The sequence below is a fragment of the Lewinella sp. LCG006 genome, assembly GCF_040784935.1.
Lineage (GTDB): Bacteria > Bacteroidota > Bacteroidia > Chitinophagales > Saprospiraceae > Lewinella.
On sequence record NZ_CP160680.1, the window covers coordinates 1,517,391 to 1,541,313 of the forward strand.

Annotated in this window: 1 protein-coding gene (running past one end of the window); it reads right to left on the reverse strand. The window is 50.6% G+C overall.

Features of this window, described 5'->3' with window-relative positions; all coding sequences use genetic code 11:
- A protein-coding gene (locus AB0L18_RS05165) for an SdrD B-like domain-containing protein (RefSeq protein WP_367391510.1) crosses the window boundary here: on the reverse strand, positions 1-23,923 show its 3' portion. Its footprint extends 15,950 nt past the window's final position; only the last 23,923 of its 39,873 coding nucleotides appear in the window; its start codon lies off the right edge, out of view; the stop codon is at positions 1-3.

The window sequence follows — 23,923 nt, forward strand, 5'->3', positions numbered from 1 at the left end:
TTATTCTGTTACAATCATTTTGCGAGTCAACTGCTGGCCTCCAAAACGAAGGGTGTAGGAATACAAGCCATTGGGCAATTGCCCAGCTTTGATTCTCACTTCGTTGGCGCCCGCTGTAAACTCATCACGGATAGTCAGTATTCTGCGTCCGCTGATATCATGAATTTCGATAATCGCTGGCCCATCTTCCGGCAAATCAAACGGAATCAACGTTTGTGCAGTTACCGGATTAGGAATATTCTGATACAGTGCCATTCCGGTACTTGCTTGACCGAAGTAGCCTAATTCGATATTCATTACGCGGTTTTCAAGGCCACGTTCGTAAGCTTCCGCCACTGTGTAGCCTGGGCTTAATTGTATCCAATCAGCAATCTGCCCTGAAGCTTTTGGCCTAACAACCAGGGTAAGCAGGCGATCTTCCTTGGGCAATACGCCGTTGCGTTCCCAGCTTACCGTCAGTAATCCTCGTGCTTGAAGTGTTTTACCCCAGTTATCCTGGCGCAACAACCCTTCTTCCACCTCCAGAATTTCCAACTGCTCCTGGTTGCAATCTAAGGTAAACTGAAATCCTTCTACCTTATCAAGCTCGCTACTCATTAGCGCCAAGCGGTAAGTTTGTCCAGCTTTCACCTTAGTGTCTTCCAACATCAGGTTCCAGGCTGGAAGGCTGCTACGCTCATCACCGTTGTGCAAGCCGCCCAGGGCAGCATTGGCAGAACCGTTGATGTCGCCAATCTTAATACCCATGAAGTTCTGAGCGTACAAACAACCATCCAGTGAATTCACAGTGATCCACTCAGGGAACGGTGAAGACCAAGGATTCGTTGGGTTCGGGAACACAAAGTCCGCAGGTACAAAGCGCCAGCTGGTGTTGTTAGCGAAAGTATTGATCTCCCCAAGGATCAAGCGCCGCAACTGGATGAGATCCAGGGTCGTCACTGAGCCCGAGTTGTTTACATCCGCCGCGATCAACAGGTACGGATTCGTAAGCATCTGCACTCCTAAGAGGTGGTTTTGAATACGAATCATATCCAGGGTACTAATGCCATTAGGCGTGTCATCATTTTTGTAAGGACGGATAACGTACGTTTCTCCGGCCGGCAAATCTTCAAATTCGTAACGGCCTTCGCTTTCCGTCATCATCTCCAGTAGAATGGTCGATTCCAACTTAACTTCCACCCCGGCAATGGCCTCCGAATTCATCGTGTAAATATCACCACCCAAGGTCATATCACCATCCACACAGTCATTACAGTGACCTTCGGTATCCAGGACATTCACGTCAACGACACACATCGTGTAGTTTGGTCCGCCCAAGCTTCCATCAGGTTGTACCGAATAAGGATTATAAGCCCCATCCCATACGTATACTTCTAGACGCACTCCCGGACGATCGTCACAGGTCAGGCCGATACTTTCCTGGTTCATATTCGGCATTTCTCCTTCTCTGTTTACGGAGAAACGCAGAGGTAAGTTGCATTCGAGAATATTACAGCTTGCTAATTGATTAGCAAAGAGTTCCAGACCCGCTACATCCATCTCGCCATCGCCATTGATATCCGTACCTGCGGGCAGGTCTTGTAGAATAGCGTTGAGGCCCGTGAAACAGTTGGGTTCAGGAATATAGCAATCAACAACCTGGAACGGAATCACAATGTTGGTCGTGTTGCCACAGCCATCGGTAATTCCTACCTGCATCCGGTGAGAACCTAGAGGTAGTAATGCACGAATACTGAAGTCCATACCATTCCCGTAAAGGACATCTGCTGGTTGGAGCACCTGATCAATGGTACCATTGGCACTCAGATCCAAGCCAATCGTGAAGGTCATCGCGTCTGGCAAGCAGTATTCGATTACCGTAAACGGCAGGTCTACCATCACTTCACAAGCAGCTGTATCTGTACAAATAGGTGCTGGTGCGGTAAACTGAACGACAGGAGCGGCATTGTCAAAGATTTTGATCCGCTGCGTGTACTGCCATTTTCCGGTACTGGTGGTTTCGCGCCAGTAACCCAGTGGGTTCAGCGTACCGGTACAGCTTTGTCCGCGTTCGCCAATCGTAGGACTGGTATTATTGAAGAAAGCATCACGATCTACGTAAGCCGCTGTTGGGCGACGAAGCACCCAGACGGCCTCTTCTCCTTCAACACCATCACAATCTTCATCGCGAGAGATGATCTGAGGAGGATCGATGCCATTCCATTCACACCAGTTGGTAACGGTATAGGTCCGAGCAATGTAGAAACATTCGTTGCCTTCTACCGTCAACTGGGTATCCACATAATCAACCGTAATTGAATCACAACCCACATTGAAGGCCTCCGCACCAGGAATCTCCTGGAAGCAGTTGGTGATTTCATCTTTCGGGAAGCGTATATTGTAATTAAGGATGTACTCGATGGTGATCAACTGCTCGAAGATCGAAGCGGACTCATTGCCCGCCCGGTCGATCGCAGTAAAGCGACGAATAATCGTGCCTGCACCACAATCGCTGAGGTTCACTACCGGCGGCAACTCAACCGCTTCCGCCGAACAGTTGTCGACAACTTCAGGGCTACCAAAGCGCGCGGCCAGGTCAGCAGTACTGTAAGGATCGAAATCGGCAGGCAGTTCGTCACAAGTGACCGTCTCGTTGAATAAGCTGGTACAGAAAGGTAGGGTGTTGTCACGCACCAGTACTTCCGTCCAACAAGTATCAGCGTTGCCCGCAAGGTCTACTACCCGCAACTCTACGGTTACGTATAGGCCAGCATCACAACAGTTGAAATCAACGTAGTTGCCCCAATCGCTGTAGATGGGTGTCAGCAGCGTATCACAAGTAGCAGGATCACGGGTGAAGATTCGGCGAATTTCAATCCGATCCAAATCACAATCGTCATAGCTGCCATTGTCTACGGAAGCCGTATAGATGCGAGCCAAACCAAAGGCACCCACCGAAACGTTGAGACCGCTCACACAGATCGCCGTTGGCGGATCCTGGTCCGTCACCCGGATGCGACACGATACAGGAGCAGCAGCATTGCCACAATCATCCGTAACGTAGTAGCGCAACAGGTAATCGCCAATCGCCAGATCAGGAATAAAGCGAAGCTCGTTGGCACCGATGGTTGTCAGTACTGTTCCGTTAAGGGTTGTAAGTTCTGTAACCACCGACCATCCAGAGCCACAAGCATCGGTAACGGTGGGGTAAGGAACTTCAATGGTGGCCGTACATTCAAAGACATCAACCGGGAAGAGGATCAGCTCCTGCCCTAATTCTTCATCAAAGAAGTTGGTAGGCGCACAGCTCACTTCCGGTGCTGTATTATCGTTGAGCGAAATCAACTGTGTACAGGTATAAGGGTTACCAGGTCCATAATTTACCGTAAAGGTACGTAGGATAGTTACCCCGTTACAACCTTCCTCGCTGATGACTTCGTCAACAAAGGTCGTTTCCACGATGAGGCAGTCATCACCAGCGATAGTAGGTTCACCCGTAAGGCTGAGGCTGGCAGGGTTGTTCAAGATCTGATCCAGATCACCACAAGCCAGGCCTAAGCTTACCGCATCTACATTTTCAGGACATTCCACCACACAAGTCACTCCCACCGAACATGGTGCTGGTGCAATCAACACGAGCTGGGTCGTACAAATAGCCGAGTTGCAGTCTACGATATCAATCGTCACATCGCCCGCACTGATCAGGAATGGTCCGGTAAGCACTGGCTGGCCATAAGTACCTACGAAGGTTTCTCCATTGATCGTATAAGTGTAACAAGTACCAACATTAGCGCCCGACACCGTAAAGAGTCCTGAGAAAATATCATCATCAGGAGAAGGGGTATTAGCTCCTTCACAACCGAAGTTGAAAGAAGAAACCGTCAGGGCACAAGGATCTGAACAGCTGCTCGGTGGTACAATTGTTTCAGTTATCGTGCAGCTTTGGTCATCACAATCGGTGATGATGATATCAAAGCTACCAGCAGCTACCAGCAGGTTCTGTAGTGTAATGGTTTCATCGTAGTTGCCGCTAAAGCTGGTGCCATTGACTTCGTAGTTGAAGCAAGCCGCCGTGCCGTTGCCAGTTACCACGAAAGTGGCAGCATAGGTATCGTCATTGTCATTAGGTGTACCTTGATCGTCACAAGGCATGACCTCAACACTGGCACTGATCGTACAAGGATCAGGGATACAATCTTGAGGTACCTCAATGCTAATGTTCTGCAAGCAGCTTGGATCAGCAGCGTCGAAGAAGGTCAGCAACACGGAGTTGTTCAGTGAAACAGGGTACTGCGCCACGAAATCCACTCCATAAACACCGTTGTAGGTGTTGTTCATGTTGTCTATAGCTACCCAGCTCGTTCCTGCAATGGCTGTTACAGGTATACTTACCGTAAAGTTGTCTCCGGCACAAGTAGTGCTCACTGTTCCTAAAGAAATTTGGCATTCCTCTTGTGAACAAGGAGCTGGTGCTTGTAGGATCAATTGTACGGTACAGTCTGGTGAGTTACAGTCTACCACATCAATCACGACATTGCCATTGGCAACCAGTAGGTCACTCAGGAATACAGGCAAGCCGTAAGTGCCCGTCAGCACCTCACCGTTGAGGGTATAGGTAAAGCAATCACCCGTATTGGTGCCCGTTGCCGCAAAGAACGCCGAGAAGGTATCGTCACCCGCTTCAGGTGTTCCAGCATCATTACATTCAAAAACTTGAGAAGTAATGGTAATGGCACAAGGTGGCGGATCAACACAATCAGACGGTACTTCAATGCTCACGATGGTCAAACAATTTTCATCATCCGCATCGGCGAAAGTGATGAGAATCGGGCCAGAAATTTGCGTGCTGTAAACTTGCTCAAACGAAGTTGCGTAAGTGCCTGACTGCGACGCTCCAAGTACATTATCCGTGGCGGTCCAGCCAGTGGCGCCGGTGCCTTCCAGCTGAATGACGACCCGGAAGAAATCATTGTCGATACAGGTTACCGTTGCTTCTACAGCACTGATCACACAATCTGATACTGGCACAAAACCAGCATCCAAATCCAGGTAAGCCATAGCACTAGACAGCGGCAGGCTGGCCGTCATACCATTCATGGCAGGATCAGCATCACTGTCCACAGCTTCTGTACCCTGGTTAAGGAGGGTGTAGCTATAGCCATCAGGCAGAACGAAGGTTACCTGGTAAAGCCCCTGATTGAGGTCGGTGAACAAGTAGTATCCATCAGCATTTGTAAACATTACTTCGTTTACAGGCAAACCAGTTTCCAGATCAAATCCACTCAGGATCACCTCAACACCTGCCAGTGGGTCTTCGCCTGGATCTTGGATACCATCACCATCAGCGTCAATCCAAGTATAATTTCCTACGACCGTCTGTCCGAAGAAGCGACCGATGGCAGTACAATCTTCGTCTTGAAGATCAGTAACTGTGAAACTCACATCTTCATTAGCGGTATAGTTCTCAAGTACCAGTGGCTCGCCAAAGGTTCCGATGAGGGTTGGCCCGTTGAAGATCACCAATCGATAATCACCACCTTGTCCACCATTGGTAATCAGGAAGGTAATATCGTATTCATCGTCGGTATGGTCCAGTGGCGTATTCAAATCATCAAAATCTTGAATGATTTCAATATCGATGATACAAGTACGCTCATCTTCACAGGTTTCGGTCGTAGTTACCGTCAGGCTTTGATTACAATCTGCAGGGTATTGCAGATCAGTGACTGTAAAGGTCACATCTTGGCCAACCGGGAACGGCCCAATTTCTACTGCTTGTCCGTAAGCACCACCCGTCGTACCAGCGGAGGTCGTCGTGGTCCAACCCGAAGAGGTGTTTCCGTTTACCAGAAGGGTAAAGTAGAAGACATCATCACTTGGGTCAAAGGGTGTACCATTGTTGTCACAACGCTTGGCCACTTCCTGAGCATCCATGTTACAGCTCAACAAGCTACAAGGTGCTGGAGGTGTGATCGTGAACTCGTCTCTACAACTGATGTAGGCGTTGTCCGCAATCTGGAAGGTCGTGTCTGCTCCGTTGGCCGGAATCGGGAATGGCCCCAAGGTGATGATTTGGTTATAAGCACCACCTGGTGTAAAGTTACCATTGCCGTTTACGAAGCGCCAGCCCGTGCTAGACACATCAGGTCCAGCAGGAATGATTCTCACTCCGAAGGTGTAGGTATCGTCGGTAGGATCAAACGGTGTACCGTTATCATTACAAACCGGTGCGAAGGTATTGATGGTCAATTCACAACCATCTTCACAAGACCCCGTTGCAATAATCGGAATCGAAACTTCACACTCCGGATCAGAGGCATCGTATACCGTGATGGTATGATTTTGGTTGGCCGGATAAGGACCAAACTCGAACACACCACCGTACTCACCTTCTCCTGCTGTCCATCCCTCGTCGTCCGTTTCCCAACCAGCGAAAGAACCATTAACACCATTGATCTGAACGAAGACGTAGTAAACGTCATCCGAAGGATCGATAGGCGTACCATTAGGATCACAGATCGGGCCAGGTTGTAAGACCGATATAGAGATGGCACAGGCATCGGAACAAGTTTCTGCCGGTGGTGTAACAGGTAGTAAGAACTGTCCACAAGTGGGGTTCTCCACATCCCGGATCAAGACATTGAAGGTACTGGCACCAAAGTTGGTGTAAGGCCCAATAATTCTTGGCTGATTGTAATTACCCGTAAACAGGTTATTCTGTCCATCGACAGCAAACCAGCCGTCTCCACCAATATTCTGTCCAGCTACCGTTACCTCTAGGAAGTAGATATCATCGGAAGGATCACTAGGTGTGCCGTTGTCATCACAGTATGGCAGCGTGCTGATTTCAGCTAAAATCAAACAGTCTTCGGAACAAGATTCCTCCGGCATGGTGATGGTCAGGCCATTGGTACAGCCATTGTCTCCATTATCGGTAACGGTAATAAAGGCCGTTTCATCTTCCTGATTTAGAATCAGTAATGGAATCGTGATACTGGTACCGTAAGTGCCGTTGAATACTTGTCCACGGTTCGTGGTCATGGTCCAGCCCGCAGAAGTATTGATGCCTTCTACCAGGATCGTCACATTGATAAAATCATCGTTCGGATCAGTAGGGGTACCGTTGTCGTTACACTCGGTTTGTTGTACCAGCGTCAGTATTACCTGGCAAGGTACTTCAATACAGGCGGCATCACCATCGTCTTCATCCTGTGGATCGTCTTCGATTTGACCATCACCATCGGTGTCAACGCCGTTGCCGGGGGTAGAATCCACATCAAATTCATTGGCAGTGGCAACGAAAGCTTCGTTACAGTACTCGCCATTGGCAGCTACTGTCACATCAATGATCAGCGTAACGGTTTCACCAGCCGCGAGGCTATTGACCGTCCAAATGCCATTGGCAGGATCGTAAGAACCACCACTGGCCGTAGAGCCGTTGAAGATAAATCCTGAAGGAATTTGTTCGCTGATGGTGATCCCCGTAGCACTACTTGGCCCTGCGTTGTTCAGCGTCAAGGTGAAGGTCACAGGATCGCCTGCGGTAGCCATTGTAACAGAAGCCGTTTTCTCCAGCGACAAGTCTGTTACTGCTTGTGGGGTAATTGGAGCACAATCATTATCGTCTTCTTGCTGAGTAGCAGCATTACCAGGTGTAGAGTCAACATCCTGCTGACCTTGCGCCAGTACTTGTGCACAGTTGTTGTAATTACCCGTAGCTTCTACGGTTGCCGTAATTTGCAGGGTAACACTCTCTCCAGAAGCCAGCGAGGTAACGGTCCACCTGCCATTAGTACTGTTGTAGTTGCCTCCGCTATGACCGACGTAGGTTAAACCTGTTGGCAATACATCTTCTACCACAATATTGGTAGCGATGGCAGGCCCGTCATTGGTCAGCGTGAGGGTATAAACCACTTGATCATCCACAAATGGCGTCGTATTGTCCACAGTTTTGGTCAGACTAAGATCCACCAAAGCCGTTACTGTTATCAATGCGGGGTCATGGTCATCGGCATCACCCGCAGCGTTACCACTGTTGATTGCACCGGTGCCGTTACCCAAGACGTAGTTGTCGGCAGGACTATTAGGCAAACCGCCTGGATCACTGTTGACCTGATCAAATTCAGAATCAGCATCATCTAAACCAAGCGCATTGTCAGCACTGCTGATTTCTGCATAATTGACCAAGTTGCCACCACCATAGTCAGGACTTATCTGTAGACTAATTGTCAGTGTAGTGGTTTGTCCTGCAGGCAGCAAAGCGATGGTGCTGGTTGCCAGGTTGCCACTTTGTGACCAGCCAGTACCTACCAAACTGAGTTCGTCAGGAATATAGTCGGTGATCTCCACCTGTGTCGCATCAATATTCCCTTGGTTGATTACCTGAACATTAAAGTCGACAATGGCACCAGGCACAAACGGACCAGCAGATGCTACCGTTTTGATGAGTGCCAAGTCAAAGCAGTTCCGCTCAATCGTATAAGTTTGAATCAAGGTACAACCTTGGGCATCTTCAATGGTAGCGGTGTAGGTACCAGGCGTAAGATCGAAAATTGCAACTCCCGTCATACCATTGTCCCAGCTTACCGTATAGCTTGGTGTTCCCCCTTCGATAGAAAGCGTTATGCTACCATCATTACTATCACAGCTGGTATTATTTACCTCTGCATTGCTCACCAATAGCGGAGCAGGTTGAGTGACTTCAAAGCTTGCAACATCCGTACAGCCATTGGCATCCGTTACTGTGACCACATAAGTACCCGCAGTAAGGCCCATAGCATTATTAGTATCTCCAATAGCTACAGGGCCTGTCCATGTGTAAGTATAATCAGGAGTTCCACCAATAACAGCCAGGAAGATGCTACCAGTAGAGAAGCCATTACAATTAACTGCCTGTACTACTGTACCCGCTGCATCAATCGCTACCGCATCTGGCTGGGTGATTGTGAACGTCGCTTCATCCGTACAACCTTGGGCATCCGTAACGGTAACCGTGTAGGTGCCAGCAGCCAGACCAGTGAGGTCTTCCGTTGTCGCACCCGTGTTCCACAGGTAAGTGTATGGTAAAGTACCACCCGTTACTACCAAGTCGATAGCTCCTGTCGCTGCTCCATTACAATCTGCGTCGGTGAGGACGGTTGCTGTAAGGTCGATCTCGAGCGTCGTTGGCTCTTCAATTGTGAACGTTGCTTCATCCGTACAGCCTTGCGCGTCCGTAACCGTAACCGTGTAGGTACCAGCCGTCAGACCAGTGAGGTCTTCCGTTGTCGCGCCCGTGTTCCACAAGTAAGTGTATGGCAAAGTACCACCCGTGACTACCAGATCGATAGCGCCTGTGGCGGAGCCGTTACAATCGGCGTCGGTCAAGACGGTAGCGTTAACATCGATTTCTAAAGTCGTAGGCTCTTCAATCGTGAACGTCGCTTCATCCGTACAGCCCTGCGCATCCGTAACCGTAACGGTGTAGGTGCCAGCAGTAAGACCAGTGAGGTCTTCCGTTGTCGCGCCCGTGTTCCACAGGTAAGTGTATGGTAAAGTACCGCCCGTTACTACCAGGTCGATAGCGCCTGTGGCGGAGCCGTTACAATCTGCGTCGGTCAAGACGGTCGCGTTAACATCAATTTCTAATGTCGTAGGCTCTTCAATCGTAAACGTTCCCTCATCCGTACAACCTTGCGCATCTGTAACCGTAACCGTGTAGGTGCCAGCAGTAAGACCACTCAGGTCTTCTGTTGTCGCACCAGTGTTCCACAGGTAAGTGTATGGTAAAGTACCGCCAGTGACTACCAAGTCAATGGAACCAGTCGCAGAACCGTTACAATCGGCGTCGGTAAGCACCGTAGCGTTAAGGTCGATCTCAAGCGTGGTAGGCTCTTCGATCGTGAACGTCGCTTGATCCGTACAACCTTGCGCATCCGTAACCGTGACGGTGTAGGTGCCAGCAGTCAGACCAATGAGGTCTTCCGTTGTCGCACCTGTGTTCCACAGGTAGGTGTATGGTAAAGTACCACCCGTGACTACCAAGTCGATAGCACCAGTGGCGGAGCCGTTACAATCTGCGTCGGTAAGTACCGTAGCGTTAAGGTCGATTTCTAAAGTCGTAGGTTCTTCAATCGTGAACGTTGCCTCATCCGTACAGCCTTGTGCATCCGTAACCGTAACCGTGTAAGTGCCAGCAGTCAGACCACTCAGGTCTTCCGTTGTCGCACCTGTGTTCCATAGGTAAGTGTATGGTAAAGTGCCGCCAGTGACTACCAAGTCGATAGCGCCTGTGGCGGAGCCGTTACAATCGGCGTCGGTCAAGACGGTTGCGTTAACATCGATTTCTAATGTCGTAGGTTCTTCAATCGTGAACGTTGCCTCATCCGTACAACCTTGTGCATCCGTAACCGTGACGGTGTACGTACCAGCAGTAAGACCACTCAGGTCTTCGGTCGTCGCGCCCGTGTTCCACAGGTAGGTGTATGGTAAAGTACCACCCGTTACTACCAAGTCGATAGCTCCTGTCGCTGCTCCATTACAATCTGCGTCGGTAAGTACCGTAGCGTTAAGGTCGATTTCTAAAGTCGTTGGCTCTTCAATCGTGAACGTTGCCTCATCCGTACAACCTTGTGCATCCGTAACCGTGACGATGTAGGTGCCAGCAGTAAGACCAGTGAGGTCTTCCGTTGTCGCACCCGTGTTCCACAAGTAAGTGTATGGCAAAGTACCGCCAGTTACTACCAGGTCGATAGCGCCTGTGGCGGAGCCGTTACAATCGGCGTCGGTCAAGACGGTTGCGTTAACATCGATTTCGAGCGTGGTCGGCTCTTCGATCGTGAACGTCGCTTCATCCGTACAACCTTGCGCATCTGTAACCGTAACCGTGTAGGTACCAGCAGTAAGACCACTCAGGTCTTCCGTTGTCGCACCAGTGTTCCACAGGTAAGTGTATGGTAAAGTACCGCCCGTTACTACCAAGTCGATAGCACCTGTGGCAGCTCCATTACAATCGGCGTCGGTCAAAACGGTCGCGTTAACATCGATTTCGAGCGTGGTCGGCTCTTCAATCGTGAACGTCGCTTCATCCGTACAACCTTGCGCATCCGTAACCGTGACGGTGTAGGTGCCAGCAGTCAGACCAATGAGGTCTTCCGTTGTCGCACCTGTGTTCCACAGGTAGGTGTATGGTAAAGTACCACCCGTGACTACCAAGTCGATAGCTCCAGTGGCGGAGCCGTTACAATCTGCGTCGGTAAGTACCGTAGCATTAAGGTCGATTTCTAAAGTCGTTGGCTCTTCAATCGTGAACGTTGCCTCATCCGTACAACCTTGTGCATCAGTAACCGTGACGGTGTAGGTGCCAGCAGTAAGACCAGTGAGGTCTTCGGTCGTCGCGCCCGTGTTCCACAGGTAAGTGTATGGTAAAGTGCCGCCAGTGACTACCAAGTCGATAGCGCCTGTGGCGGAGCCGTTACAATCGGCGTCGGTCAAGACGGTAGCGTTAACATCGATTTCGAGCGTGGTCGGCTCTTCGATCGTGAACGTCGCTTCATCCGTACAACCTTGTGCATCAGTAACGGTGACCGTATAGGTGCCCGCAGTAAGATCACTCAGGTCTTCTGTTGTCGCGCCCGTGTTCCACAGGTAAGTGTATGGTAAAGTGCCGCCCGTTACTACCAGGTCGATAGCGCCTGTGGCGGAGCCGTTACAATCTGCGTCGGTAAGTACCGTAGCGGTCAGATCGATCTCAAGCGTGGTAGGCTCTTCAATCGTGAACGTCGCTTCGTCCGTACAACCTTGCGCATCCGTAACCGTAACGGTGTACGTGCCAGCCGTCAGACCACTCAGGTCTTCGGTCGTCGCACCCGTGTTCCACAGGTAAGTGTATGGTAAAGTACCGCCCGTTACTACCAGGTCGATAGCGCCTGTGGCAGCTCCATTACAATCGGCGTCGGTCAAAACGGTCGCGTTAACATCGATTTCGAGCGTGGTCGGCTCTTCAATCGTGAACGTTGCCTCATCCGTACAACCTTGTGCATCCGTAACCGTGACAGTGTACGTACCAGCCGTCAGACCACTCAGGTCTTCGGTTGTCGCGCCCGTGTTCCATAGGTAAGTGTATGGTAAAGTACCGCCAGTGACTACCAGGTCGATAGCGCCTGTGGCGGAGCCGTTACAATCGGCGTCGGTCAAGACGGTAGCGTTAACATCGATTTCGAGCGTGGTCGGCTCTTCGATCGTGAACGTCGCTTCATCCGTACAACCTTGTGCATCAGTAACGGTGACCGTATAGGTGCCCGCAGTAAGATCACTCAGGTCTTCTGTTGTCGCGCCCGTGTTCCACAGGTAAGTGTATGGTAAAGTGCCGCCCGTTACTACCAAGTCGATAGCGCCTGTGGCAGATCCGTTACAATCTGCATCGGTAAGTACCGTAGCGTTAAGGTCGATCTCAAGCGTCGTAGGTTCTTCAATCGTGAACGTTGCCTCATCCGTACAGCCTTGTGCATCCGTAACCGTAACCGTGTAAGTGCCAGCAGTCAGACCACTCAGGTCTTCCGTTGTCGCACCTGTGTTCCATAGGTAAGTGTATGGTAAAGTGCCGCCAGTGACTACCAAGTCGATAGCGCCTGTGGCGGAGCCGTTACAATCGGCGTCGGTCAAGACGGTTGCGTTAACATCGATTTCTAAAGTCGTAGGCTCTTCAATCGTGAACGTCGCTTCATCCGTACAGCCTTGCGCATCCGTAACGGTGATCGTATAGGTGCCAGCAGTAAGACCACTCAGGTCTTCCGTTGTCGCGCCCGTGTTCCACAGGTAAGTGTATGGTAAAGTACCACCAGTGACTACCAAGTCGATAGCGCCTGTGGCAGAGCCATTACAATCGGCATCGGTCAAGACGGTCGCGTTAACATCAATTTCTAAAGTCGTTGGCTCTTCAATCGTGAACGTTGCCTCATCCGTACAACCTTGCGCGTCCGTAACCGTGACGGTATAGGTGCCAGCTGTAAGACCAATGAGGTCTTCGGTCGTAGCGCCCGTGTTCCACAAGTAAGTGTATGGTAAAGTACCACCAGTGACTACCAGATCGATAGCACCCGTGGCGGAGCCATTACAATCGGCGTCGGTGAGGACGGTTGCTGTAAGGTCGATCTCAAGCGTAGTCGGCTCTTCGATCGTGAACGTCGCTTCATCTGTACAACCTTGCGCATCTGTAACCGTGACGGTGTAGGTACCAGCAGTAAGACCACTTAGGTCTTCGGTCGTGGCACCCGTGTTCCACAAGTAAGTGTATGGTAAAGTACCACCCGTGACTACCAGATCGATAGCACCCGTGGCGGAGCCATTACAATCGGCGTCGGTGAGGACGGTTGCTGTAAGGTCGATCTCAAGCGTAGTCGGCTCTTCGATCGTGAACGTCGCTTCATCTGTACAACCTTGCGCATCTGTAACGGTGACGGTGTACGTACCAGCAGTAAGACCACTCAGGTCTTCGGTCGTGGCACCCGTGTTCCACAGGTAAGTGTATGGTAAAGTACCACCCGTGACTACCAAGTCGATAGCACCCGTGGCGGAGCCATTACAATCAGCATCGGTAAGCACCGTTGCATTAAGGTCGATTTCTAAAGTCGTAGGCTCTTCGATAGTGAAGGTCGCTTCATCCGTACAACCCTGCGCGTCCGTAACCGTGACCGTATAGGTGCCGGCAGCCAGACCAGTGAGGTCTTCGGTCGTTGCGCCCGTGTTCCAAAGGTAGGTGTATGGTAAAGTACCACCAGTTACTACCAAGTCGATAGCGCCTGTGGCAGAGCCATTACAATCGGCATCGGTAAGCACCGTTGCGTTAAGGTCGATCTCAAGCGTCGTTGGCTCTTCAATCGTGAACGTTGCTTCGTCCGTACAACCTTGTGCATCCGTAACCGTAACCGTGTACGTGCCGGCAGCCAGACCAGTGAGGTCTTCGGTCGTCGCACCCGTGTTCCACAGGTAAGTGTATGGTAAAGTACCACCTGTTACTACCAAGTCGATAGCGCCTGTGGCAGATCCATTACAATCGGCGTCGGTCAAGACGGTCGCTGTAAGGTCGATCTCAATCGTGGTCGGCTCTTCGATCGTGAACGTCGCTTCGTCCGTACAGTCTTGTGCATCTGTAACCGTAACCGTGTAAGTGCCAGCAGTCAGACCACTCAGGTCTTCGGTCGTTGCACCCGTGTTCCAAAGGTAAGTGTATGGTAAAGTACCGCCTGTCACTACCAAGTCGATAGATCCTGTGGCGGAGCCGTTACAATCTGCGTCCGTGAGAACGGTGGCAGTCAGGTCAATTTCTAAAGTCGTAGGCTCTTCGATCGTGAACGTCGCTTCGTCCGTACAACCTTGCGCATCCGTAACAGTGACGGTGTACGTGCCAGCGGTAAGACCAGTGAGGTCTTCGGTCGTCGCACCCGTGTTCCACAGATAAGTGTATGGTAAAGTACCACCAGTTACTACCAGGTCGATAGCGCCTGTGGCGGAGCCATTACAATCGGCGTCGGTCAAGACGGTAGCGTTAACATCGATTTCGAGCGTCGTCGGCTCTTCAATCGTGAACGTCGCTTCATCCGTACAGCCTTGCGCATCCGTAACCGTGACCGTGTAGGTGCCAGCAGTAAGACCAGTGAGGTCGTCGGTCGTCGCACCCGTGTTCCACAGGTAAGTGTATGGTGAAGTACCGCCAGTGACTACCAGATCGATAGCTCCTGTGGCAGAACCATTACAATCGGCATCGGTCAAGACGGTCGCGTTAACATCGATTTCTAAAGTCGTAGGTTCTTCAATCGTAAACGTTGCTTCATCCGTACAACCTTGCGCATCTGTAACCGTAACCGTGTAGGTACCAGCAGTAAGACCAGTGAGGTCTTCCGTTGTCGCGCCCGTGTTCCACAAGTAAGTGTATGGCAAAGTACCACCCGTGACTACCAGATCGATAGCGCCTGTCGCAGATCCATTACAATCGGCATCGGTCAAGACGGTTGCGTTAAGATCGATTTCGAGCGTGGTCGGCTCTTCAATCGTGAACGTCGCTTCATCCGTACAACCCTGCGCATCTGTAACGGTAACCGTGTAAGTGCCAGCGGTAAGACCAGTGAGGTCTTCCGTTGTCGCACCTGTGTTCCACAAGTAAGTGTATGGGGTCGTGCCACCTGTGACTACCAAGTCGATAGCTCCTGTCGCAGAACCATTACAATCGGCATCCGTCAAGACGGTCGCGTTAACATCGATTTCTAAAGTCGTTGGCTCTTCAATCGTGAACGTTGCTTCATCCGTACAACCTTGCGCATCTGTAACCATAACCGTATAGGTATCAGCCGTCAGACCACTCAGGTCTTCGGTCGTCGCACCCGTGTTCCACAGGTAAGTGTATGGTAAAGTACCACCCGTGACTACCAAGTCAATAGCGCCTGTGGCAGATCCATTACAATCGGCGTCGGTAAGTACCGTAGCGTTAAGGTCAATTTCTAAAGTCGTAGGCTCTTCAATCGTGAACGTCGCTTCATCCGTACAACCTTGCGCGTCCGTAACCGTGACGGTGTAGGTGCCAGCAGTAAGACCACTTAGGTCTTCGGTCGTCGCACCTGTGTTCCACAGGTAAGTGTATGGTAAAGTACCGCCAGTGACTACCAAGTCGATAGCTCCTGTGGCGGAGCCGTTACAATCTGCGTCGGTCAAGACGGTAGCGTTAACATCGATTTCGAGCGTCGTCGGCTCTTCAATCGTGAACGTTGCTTCATCCGTACAGCCTTGCGCATCCGTAACCGTGACCGTGTAGGTGCCAGCAGTAAGACCAGTGAGGTCGTCGGTCGTCGCACCCGTGTTCCACAGGTAAGTGTATGGTAAAGTACCGCCAGTGACTACCAAGTCGATAGCTCCTGTCGCTGCTCCATTACAATCTGCGTCGGTAAGTACCGTTGCGTTAAGGTCGATCTCAAGCGTAGTAGGCTCTTCGATCGTGAACGTTGCCTCATCCGTACAACCTTGCGCATCTGTAACCGTGACGGTGTAGGTGCCAGCAGTAAGACCACTTAGGTCGTCGGTCGTCGCACCTGTGTTCCACAGGTAAGTGTATGGTAAAGTACCGCCAGTGACTACCAAGTCGATAGCGCCTGTGGCAGATCCGTTACAATCGGCGTCCGTGAGGACGGTGCCAGTCAGATCGATTTCGAGCGTCGTTGGCTCTTCGATCGTGAACGTCGCTTCATCCGTACAACCTTGCGCATCCGTAACCGTGACGGTGTAGGTGCCAGCAGTAAGACCGATCAGGTCTTCGGTTGTCGCACCCGTGTTCCACAGGTAAGTGTATGGTAAAGTACCGCCAGTGACTACCAAGTCGATAGCACCTGTCGCTGATCCGTTACAATCGGCGTCGGTCAAGACGGTCGCGTTAACATCAATTTCTAAAGTCGTAGGCTCTTCAATCGTGAACGTCGCCTCATCCGTACAACCTTGCGCATCCGTAACCGTGACCGTGTACGTGCCAACAGCCAGACCACTCAGGTCTTCCGTTGTCGCACCTGTGTTCCACAGGTAAGTGTATGGTAAAGTACCGCCAGTGACTACCAGGTCGATGGAACCAGTCGCAGAACCGTTACAATCCGCATCGGTAAGCACAGTTGCAGTCAGGTCAATTTCCAGCGTGGTCGGCTCTTCAATCGTGAACGTTGCTTCATCCGTACAACCTTGCGCATCCGTAACCGTGACCGTGTAGGTACCAGCAGTAAGACCGATCAGGTCTTCGGTCGTGGCACCCGTGTTCCACAGGTAAGTGTATGGTAAAGTACCACCAGTGACTACCAAGTCGATAGCGCCTGTGGCAGCTCCATTACAATCGGCGTCGGTAAGTACCGTTGCGTTAAGGTCGATCTCAAGCGTGGTCGGCTCTTCGATCGTGAACGTCGCTTCGTCAGTACAACCTTGCGCATCCGTAACGGTGACCGTGTAGGTACCAGCCGTCAGACCACTAAGGTCTTCGGTCGTCGCACCCGTGTTCCATAGGTAAGTGTATGGTGAAGTACCACCCGTTACTACCAAGTCGATAGCGCCTGTGGCGGAGCCATTACAATCGGCGTCGGTAAGCACCGTTGCGTTAAGGTCGATCTCGAGCGTCGTCGGCTCTTCAATCGTGAACGTCGCTTCATCCGTACAGCCTTGCGCATCCGTAACCGTGACCGTGTAGGTACCAGCAGCCAGACCACTCAGGTCTTCCGTTGTCGCACCCGTGTTCCACAGGTAAGTGTATGGTAAAGTACCACCCGTTACTACCAAGTCGATAGCGCCTGTCGCTGCTCCATTACAATCGGCGTCCGTAAGCACCGTAGCGTTAAGGTCGATTTCTAATGTCGTAGGCTCTTCAATTGTGAATGTTGCTTCATCCGTACAACCTTGCGCATCCGTAACCGTGACCGTGTAGGTGCCAGCATTAAGACCACTCAGGTCTTCTGTTGTCGCACCCGTGTTCCACAAGTAAGTGTATGGCAAAGTACCGCCAGTTACTACCAGGTCGATAGCGCCTGTGGCTGATCCGTTACAATCGGCGTCGGTAAGTACCGTTGCGTTAAGGTCGATTTCTAATGTTGTAGGTTCTTCAATGGTGAAGCTCGCTGTATCGCTACAGCCTTGCGCGTCCGTCACCACTACCGTGTAAGTACCCGCAACCAGGTTGCTGATATCTTCCGTTGAGGCGGTGAAGCCGTTGGGGCCAGTCCAGGCGTAGGTGTAATCTGGGGTACCACCGCTAACGCTTAGGTCTATCGATCCCGTCGCTGATCCGTTACAATCAGCATCTTCTGTCGTCGTGCCTGCTACATCGATTACCAAAGTCGTTGGTTCATCGATCGTGAAGCTGGCCGTATCGCTACAGCCATTGGCGTCGGTTACGATTACGGTGTAGGTACCAGCCTGCAGGCCAGTTAGGTCTTCCGTAGAAGCCGTAAAGCTGTTCGGGCCGGTCCAAGCGTAAGTGAGGGGTGCAGTACCATCATTTACGGTCAAGTCAATCTCACCGGTTGAGGCACCATTACAATCGGCTGGGGTTACCGTTGTACCAGCGGTTATTACGGGGCCAGGCTCGTCCTGGATGGTCGCGTCTGGCAGGTCAACTGGACAGTCGCCGCCATTGCCATCCCAGTTGCTCCAAAGATCGTAAGTGCCTGGTGCAAGTCCTGTGATAGTAAAGCTACCTGCATCATCAGGGCTACTGTAGGGATAAGTAAGGCCGCCATCAATGCTAAAACGGATTATCGTGCGTACAGGTGTATCAGGGAAATTGAAGGTTATAGTCCCATTAATATCACCACAAGTTGCGTTTCCTTCAACAATACTAGTGATGACAGGTATTGCCTCTACATTTACGGTAGCTGTCGTTTCACCCGTACAGGTGGTAACGCCTCCATCAGCGCTGGTATAGGTGCTTGTTACGGTCACGTTATAATTAGTAGTTACTACTGGTGATACCGCAATAGATGCTGTCGTTTGGCCAGTGTTCCACAAGTAGGTATAACTGCCATTTCCTGCACCAGGAACAGCAACAAGCGTAGCCGTTTCACCGGCACAGATCGTTTGATCCTCAACTGTCACCGTTGGGTTTGGAGCGACCTCGACCATTACAACGTCACGTTCTCTACAACCGTTGACATCCGTTACTCTAACGAAGAAATTGTTAACCTGACCACTAATAAGTTCTCCAGGTCCTACCGTCAATGATGTTGTCGTTGACAAAATTGTTCCTGGAGCCGTCGCATTCCACCATTGGTAAGTAAACGGAGGCGTACCAAAGAAGACATTTTCAACAATCAGGGTCGTTGATTCGCCTTCACAAATCGTAAGGTCATCGCTCACATCCGGTACGGGTAATGGATTAACGGTAACAGTTCCTGTCGCAGTCCCTGTACATCCATCTGCATCGGTCACCGTCACCGTGTAGGTGTTGGTAGCAAATACCTCTTCGATCACAATCGAAGACGAGGTTTCTCCAGTACTCCACAAATAGGTGTAAGGTGGTGTACCACTGCTGACGACTGCTACCAATGTTGCATCTTCATCTGCACAAAGCGTTACATCATTAACCGTTACCACTGGGACTGGGTCTGCAATAATAGTGATGGTAGTAGTCGCTGTACAGTTATTCGCATCGGTAACTGTTACGGTATAGGTCCCTGGTGCTAAATTGGTACGATCTTCTGTCGTTCCTCCATCGTTCCAGGCATAAGTATAAGGATTTGTACCACCGCTGGCCGTCACGTCAATCGTACCGTTGGCCATAGCACAAGTTTCATCCGTTTTCGTAGCACTCACCTCAAGGTTGGTTGGCTCCGTAACCTCAAAGCTAGCGGTGTCTTCACAATCGTTCGCATCCGTTACGATTACCGTATAGCTGCCAGCTGCCAGGCCAGAAATATCTTCCGTACTAGCGGTGAAGCCATTAGGTCCCGTCCAAGCATAAGTGTAAGCGGGCGTACCACCGCCAACACTCAAGTCGACAGCACCTACGGCTGTGCCAATACAGGTAGTATTTGTAACCGTGCTACCATCAAGGTCAATCACCAGCGGAGTAGGTTCATTTATGGTAAAGGATTGTGTAGCAGAACAACCACCATCATCACTTACGGTTACGGTATAAGTTCCAGCAGAAAGCCCGGATCGATCAGCAGGGTCGTTGGTACCCGCAAGGTCACTCCAGTTGTAGATATAATTACCGGTGCCTCCGTCTACCATCAACTTAATGCTTCCGGTGGCGGCTCCATTACAATCAGCATCTGCTGACGTAGAACCTGTCAATACGATAGGATCAGCAATCTCAATATTAACGTAAGCCGTATCGGTACAACCAGAATTGGCAAAGACAATTACTTGATAATTACCGGCAGTATTCGCTGTAAAAGTCGCTGATTCCGTAAAGGAAAACGCATTGTTTACATCGTTCAATGGCGACCAGATGTACCCTGCAATGCCGTCTCCGGGATTGGCAGGAGCTACGGTTCCGGTTGGGTTACCCATCAGCGTCACTTGGGTGCCTGCACAAACTAACAGGTCATCCCCTGCATCAGCAATGGGGTTCAAATCAGGATCAACAACTACCGTCATTTCATCGCTACGGGTACAGTTATTGAGTGTAACCGTCATGGTGTAGGTCGTCGTTACCAGCGGGCTGGCAACTGGCTGCGCGGCAGTGGTGCTCGTCAGTGTTCCATTATTAGGACTCCAAGAATAGGTAGCACCAATAGGAGCTGATTGCCCCTGAGGAAGGCCAATCTGGATACTTCCACCCTGACAGATCACTTTATCAACACCAGCATCGGCAAAAACTGCTCCGGAGATATTGACATCTTTGGTATAAACACGGGTACAAGCTCCACGGGTTACCGTCAAGGTGACGGTGTACACACCAGGCGTATTCCCCCAGCTCGTAGTGAAGGTTTCTCCTGTGCCAGTGGCTGGCGTTGCGGGTCCAGTAGCTGTCCAGCTGTAAGTGGCTCCCGCTACGGGGGTTGCTGTGTACGTTGTAGGTTCTTCAGCGCAGAGGTTACCCAAGCCTGTGATCCCTGAAGTAAAGGCTGGATCTACAGTAATGGTTACTTCATCAGTAGCTGTACAATTTCTCGTATCCGTTACCGTCGCAGTGTAAGTCTGAGTAGTGTTAGCGGTCACGGTTACGTTATTCCCCGTAAGGTTGCCGGGCATCCAAACGACGGACAAAGTTCCTGTTCCTCCGCTAGTAACAGCGGTAAGCGTAACCATGTCCCCTTCACAAACCGTAGCATCAGCATTGACACTAATCGTAGGTGCGGACAATTCATTGACAGTAACTACGGTTTCTTCCGAACAGCCATTAGCGTCTTCCACCATCACAGTGTAATCGCCAGCGGCCAAGCCCGTAACAGTACCGGTATTTCCTACATCAGGCAACCAAGTAAAGGTTAGCGGTGCCGTTGCCTGCGTAACATTGACCGTGATTGCACCATTGTTTTGCCCACAGGCAGCATCGGTTACTACTGCGTTTAATTCTGGTACTGAATTTACTGTCACAACTACTTCATCGGTATTGCTACAGCCCAATTCATCGGTACCCGTAACGGTGTAAGTGGTGGTAGTAATTGGAGCAACCACCACGTTATCGCCCGTCAGTGGCCCTGGCGTCCAAACGTAGGAGATAGCACCAGTGCCTCCGGTAGAGGAAACCGTAAGTGTTGCGTTATCACCAATGCAAATCGCCTGATCGGCACTGGCCGTAATGGTAGGTGGCACAGCTGCGTTCAACACCGTAGGTGCGCTATCCGTAACCATACAGCGGTTACCTTCGTAGCTTACTTCAAGATTGTAGCTGCCGGCACCAAGTCCAGTGAAGACATTGCTGGTTTGCCAAATACCTCCATTGATGCGGTACTGCAAATTATAAGTATCGCTATTATCGGCAGCAATAATCGTAATGCTACCATTATCATTGCCATCACAAGCCGTAGGATCTACGGTAATGACGTCGGTAATTTCGGGATCTTCTACAACATTGATGGTCACACTGGCAACGCCTGAACAACCACCTGCACTGGTAACAGTTACGTTGTAGATGGTTGTTACGATTGGCAATACATCAACTTCAGCAGTGGTAGCATTGCCTGCGTTGGCGTCCCACTGATAGGTTCCGCCACCAGAAGCAACGAGGGTAATCAACTCTCCTGCTCCTGAGCAAATCTCCGTAGAAGCAGCAATCACAATGGGCTCGGGTGCTTCCGTTACCGTAACCGAAACATCATCCGTACAGCCATTCACATCCGTTACTGTCACGGAGAACGTTTGTACCGTTTGCGGGTTCACGGTGATGCTTTGTGTAGTCTCCGTTGTGCTCCACAGATAAGATCCGCCAGCACCAGCGCCAGCAGCGGTAAGTACAGTTACTTCTTTTTCACAAACCAGCGGATTGCCCACTAAACTGGCAACAGGATTGTTGTGTACGATTACTTGTACACTACTTACCGACGTACAGCCATTGCCATCGGTTACCGTCACATCGTAGGTAGAAGTTCCGGTTGGTGCAACGGTAATTGAAGGTGTGGTTTCGGTTGTGCTCCATACGTAGGAGGTACCTCCGCTAGCGGTAATGGTTGTAGATTCTCCTCGACAGATTTCCGTATCACCAGAGAAGGTAACAACAGGTAATGGATTGACATTGACGGTGACCTGATCGGAGTTCATCACATCAAATTGGTACGTTTCCGCACCGTTGGTTGGATCAACATACCAGAGTTCCGCCTCATCCATGGCGATATTCGTCGTAGTCGTATTGTAAATCACAGAATACTCCCAAACAAACTCTTCATCGGAGATGCCGTCGTTGTTATTGTCGATAAAGTCGATGTAGCCGTTGCCGTTGAGGTCACTGGCAGCGACGAAGTAGGCATCACCAGGCATCAACATACCAGGGAGGTTGGTGTCCTCCACACTGATTTGACGTAACTGGAAGCCATCGGTCGCACCCAATAGACGAACGGTAAGGGTAAAGTTGACCTCCTCTCCTGCACAAATTTCGGTGCGGTCGGCTACTTTCTCTACATTGATAAACGCCCCAGTGTAATTGGATGGATCCGTGTCTGTAATTGTGCCACCCAAAGGATTATCCGCCGTAACAGTAGCCAGGTTCGAGTAAGTACCCAAGCCCGCAATACCCGTTTGGGTAAACGTTTGAGAAGCACCAGCAGCCAGTGTACCAATGGTAGCAATTAGCCCTTCCTGGTCGTCATTGACCACTACATTCGTAAGGTCTACCGATCCGGTATTGGTGACCACATAGGTCCAAGTGACGCTTGGAGGTGCTGTTGGGTTAACCAACATGACTACACCCGGTAGTGCGTCCGCATCAACACCATTGGTTGCTTTTTCGACCAGGATACCCGCCGTCTGATTGATAAGAAGGATGACTTCATCTTGATCGTCTTCTGAGAGGATATCATTGCCCGGTGTAGAATCAATATCACCACCATTATCTGTGGTAATTTCAGCACCATTAGTAAGGCTAGTCCCTTGGAAGTTATTGTTAATTGTCGTTTGTACAATAAAGGTCACCGAAGCCAGAGGATCTAAGCTTGGGATCGTGTAGGTACCATTGCCATTACTGACAACATTGGTACCATTTGCATCAAAACCAACAATGGTTAACCCAGCAGGCAGGTAGTCGGTGATTTCCGTCCCCTGAGCCGTGATGCTTCCTTCGTTGGTGACGGTGATAGCGAAATCTACCTGGCTGCCCTGGCTATATGGGCCAGGTGTGCTACCGTTGATAGCGATGTCCAAGGCCAAGTCAAACTGGGTAAGTCCGGCATCAATGGTGATGTCTCCTTTACCACTGTCTAAAGTTAAGGTGCCTGTTTTACCAGTTACAGGGTCAGCATTGCTGTCCGTGATGTTGTCTCCGCCAGTGAACTGAGAAGTGAAGGAATAGCCTGTTGGCAAAATGAATTCTACTTCGTAGTCACCAGGTTCTAGATCATAGAATCCGTAGTTGCCGTTTCCATCGGTAGTGGTAGTACCGACAAGCTCTGGAACATTGTTGTAAAGATTCACCGTTACACCTTGTACGCCTGGTTCACCTGCATCCAATTGACCGTTTCCGTTAAGGTCTTTGAAGACCAGGTCGCCCAGGTGAGTAAACAAGCGGTAAAGACCTGCGTCAATGTTGTTGTTGGTTTCACCTGGTGCTAAGGTAAATGGATCGGTGATGCCGGTAAAGAGATTGGCATCACTGTCTACGGTATCGTCATTACCAAGATTAGGCAATACCCGGATGTAACCCAATGGCCGATCGAAGGCAACTTTATAGATTGCACTTGGCAGGTTGGTAAACTCATAATAACCGCTCGCATTGGTGCTGGTCGTTGCCAGAACGTTATTGTTCTCGTCTAACAATTCTACGCTGATTCCTTCAATCCCTAATTCGCCGCTA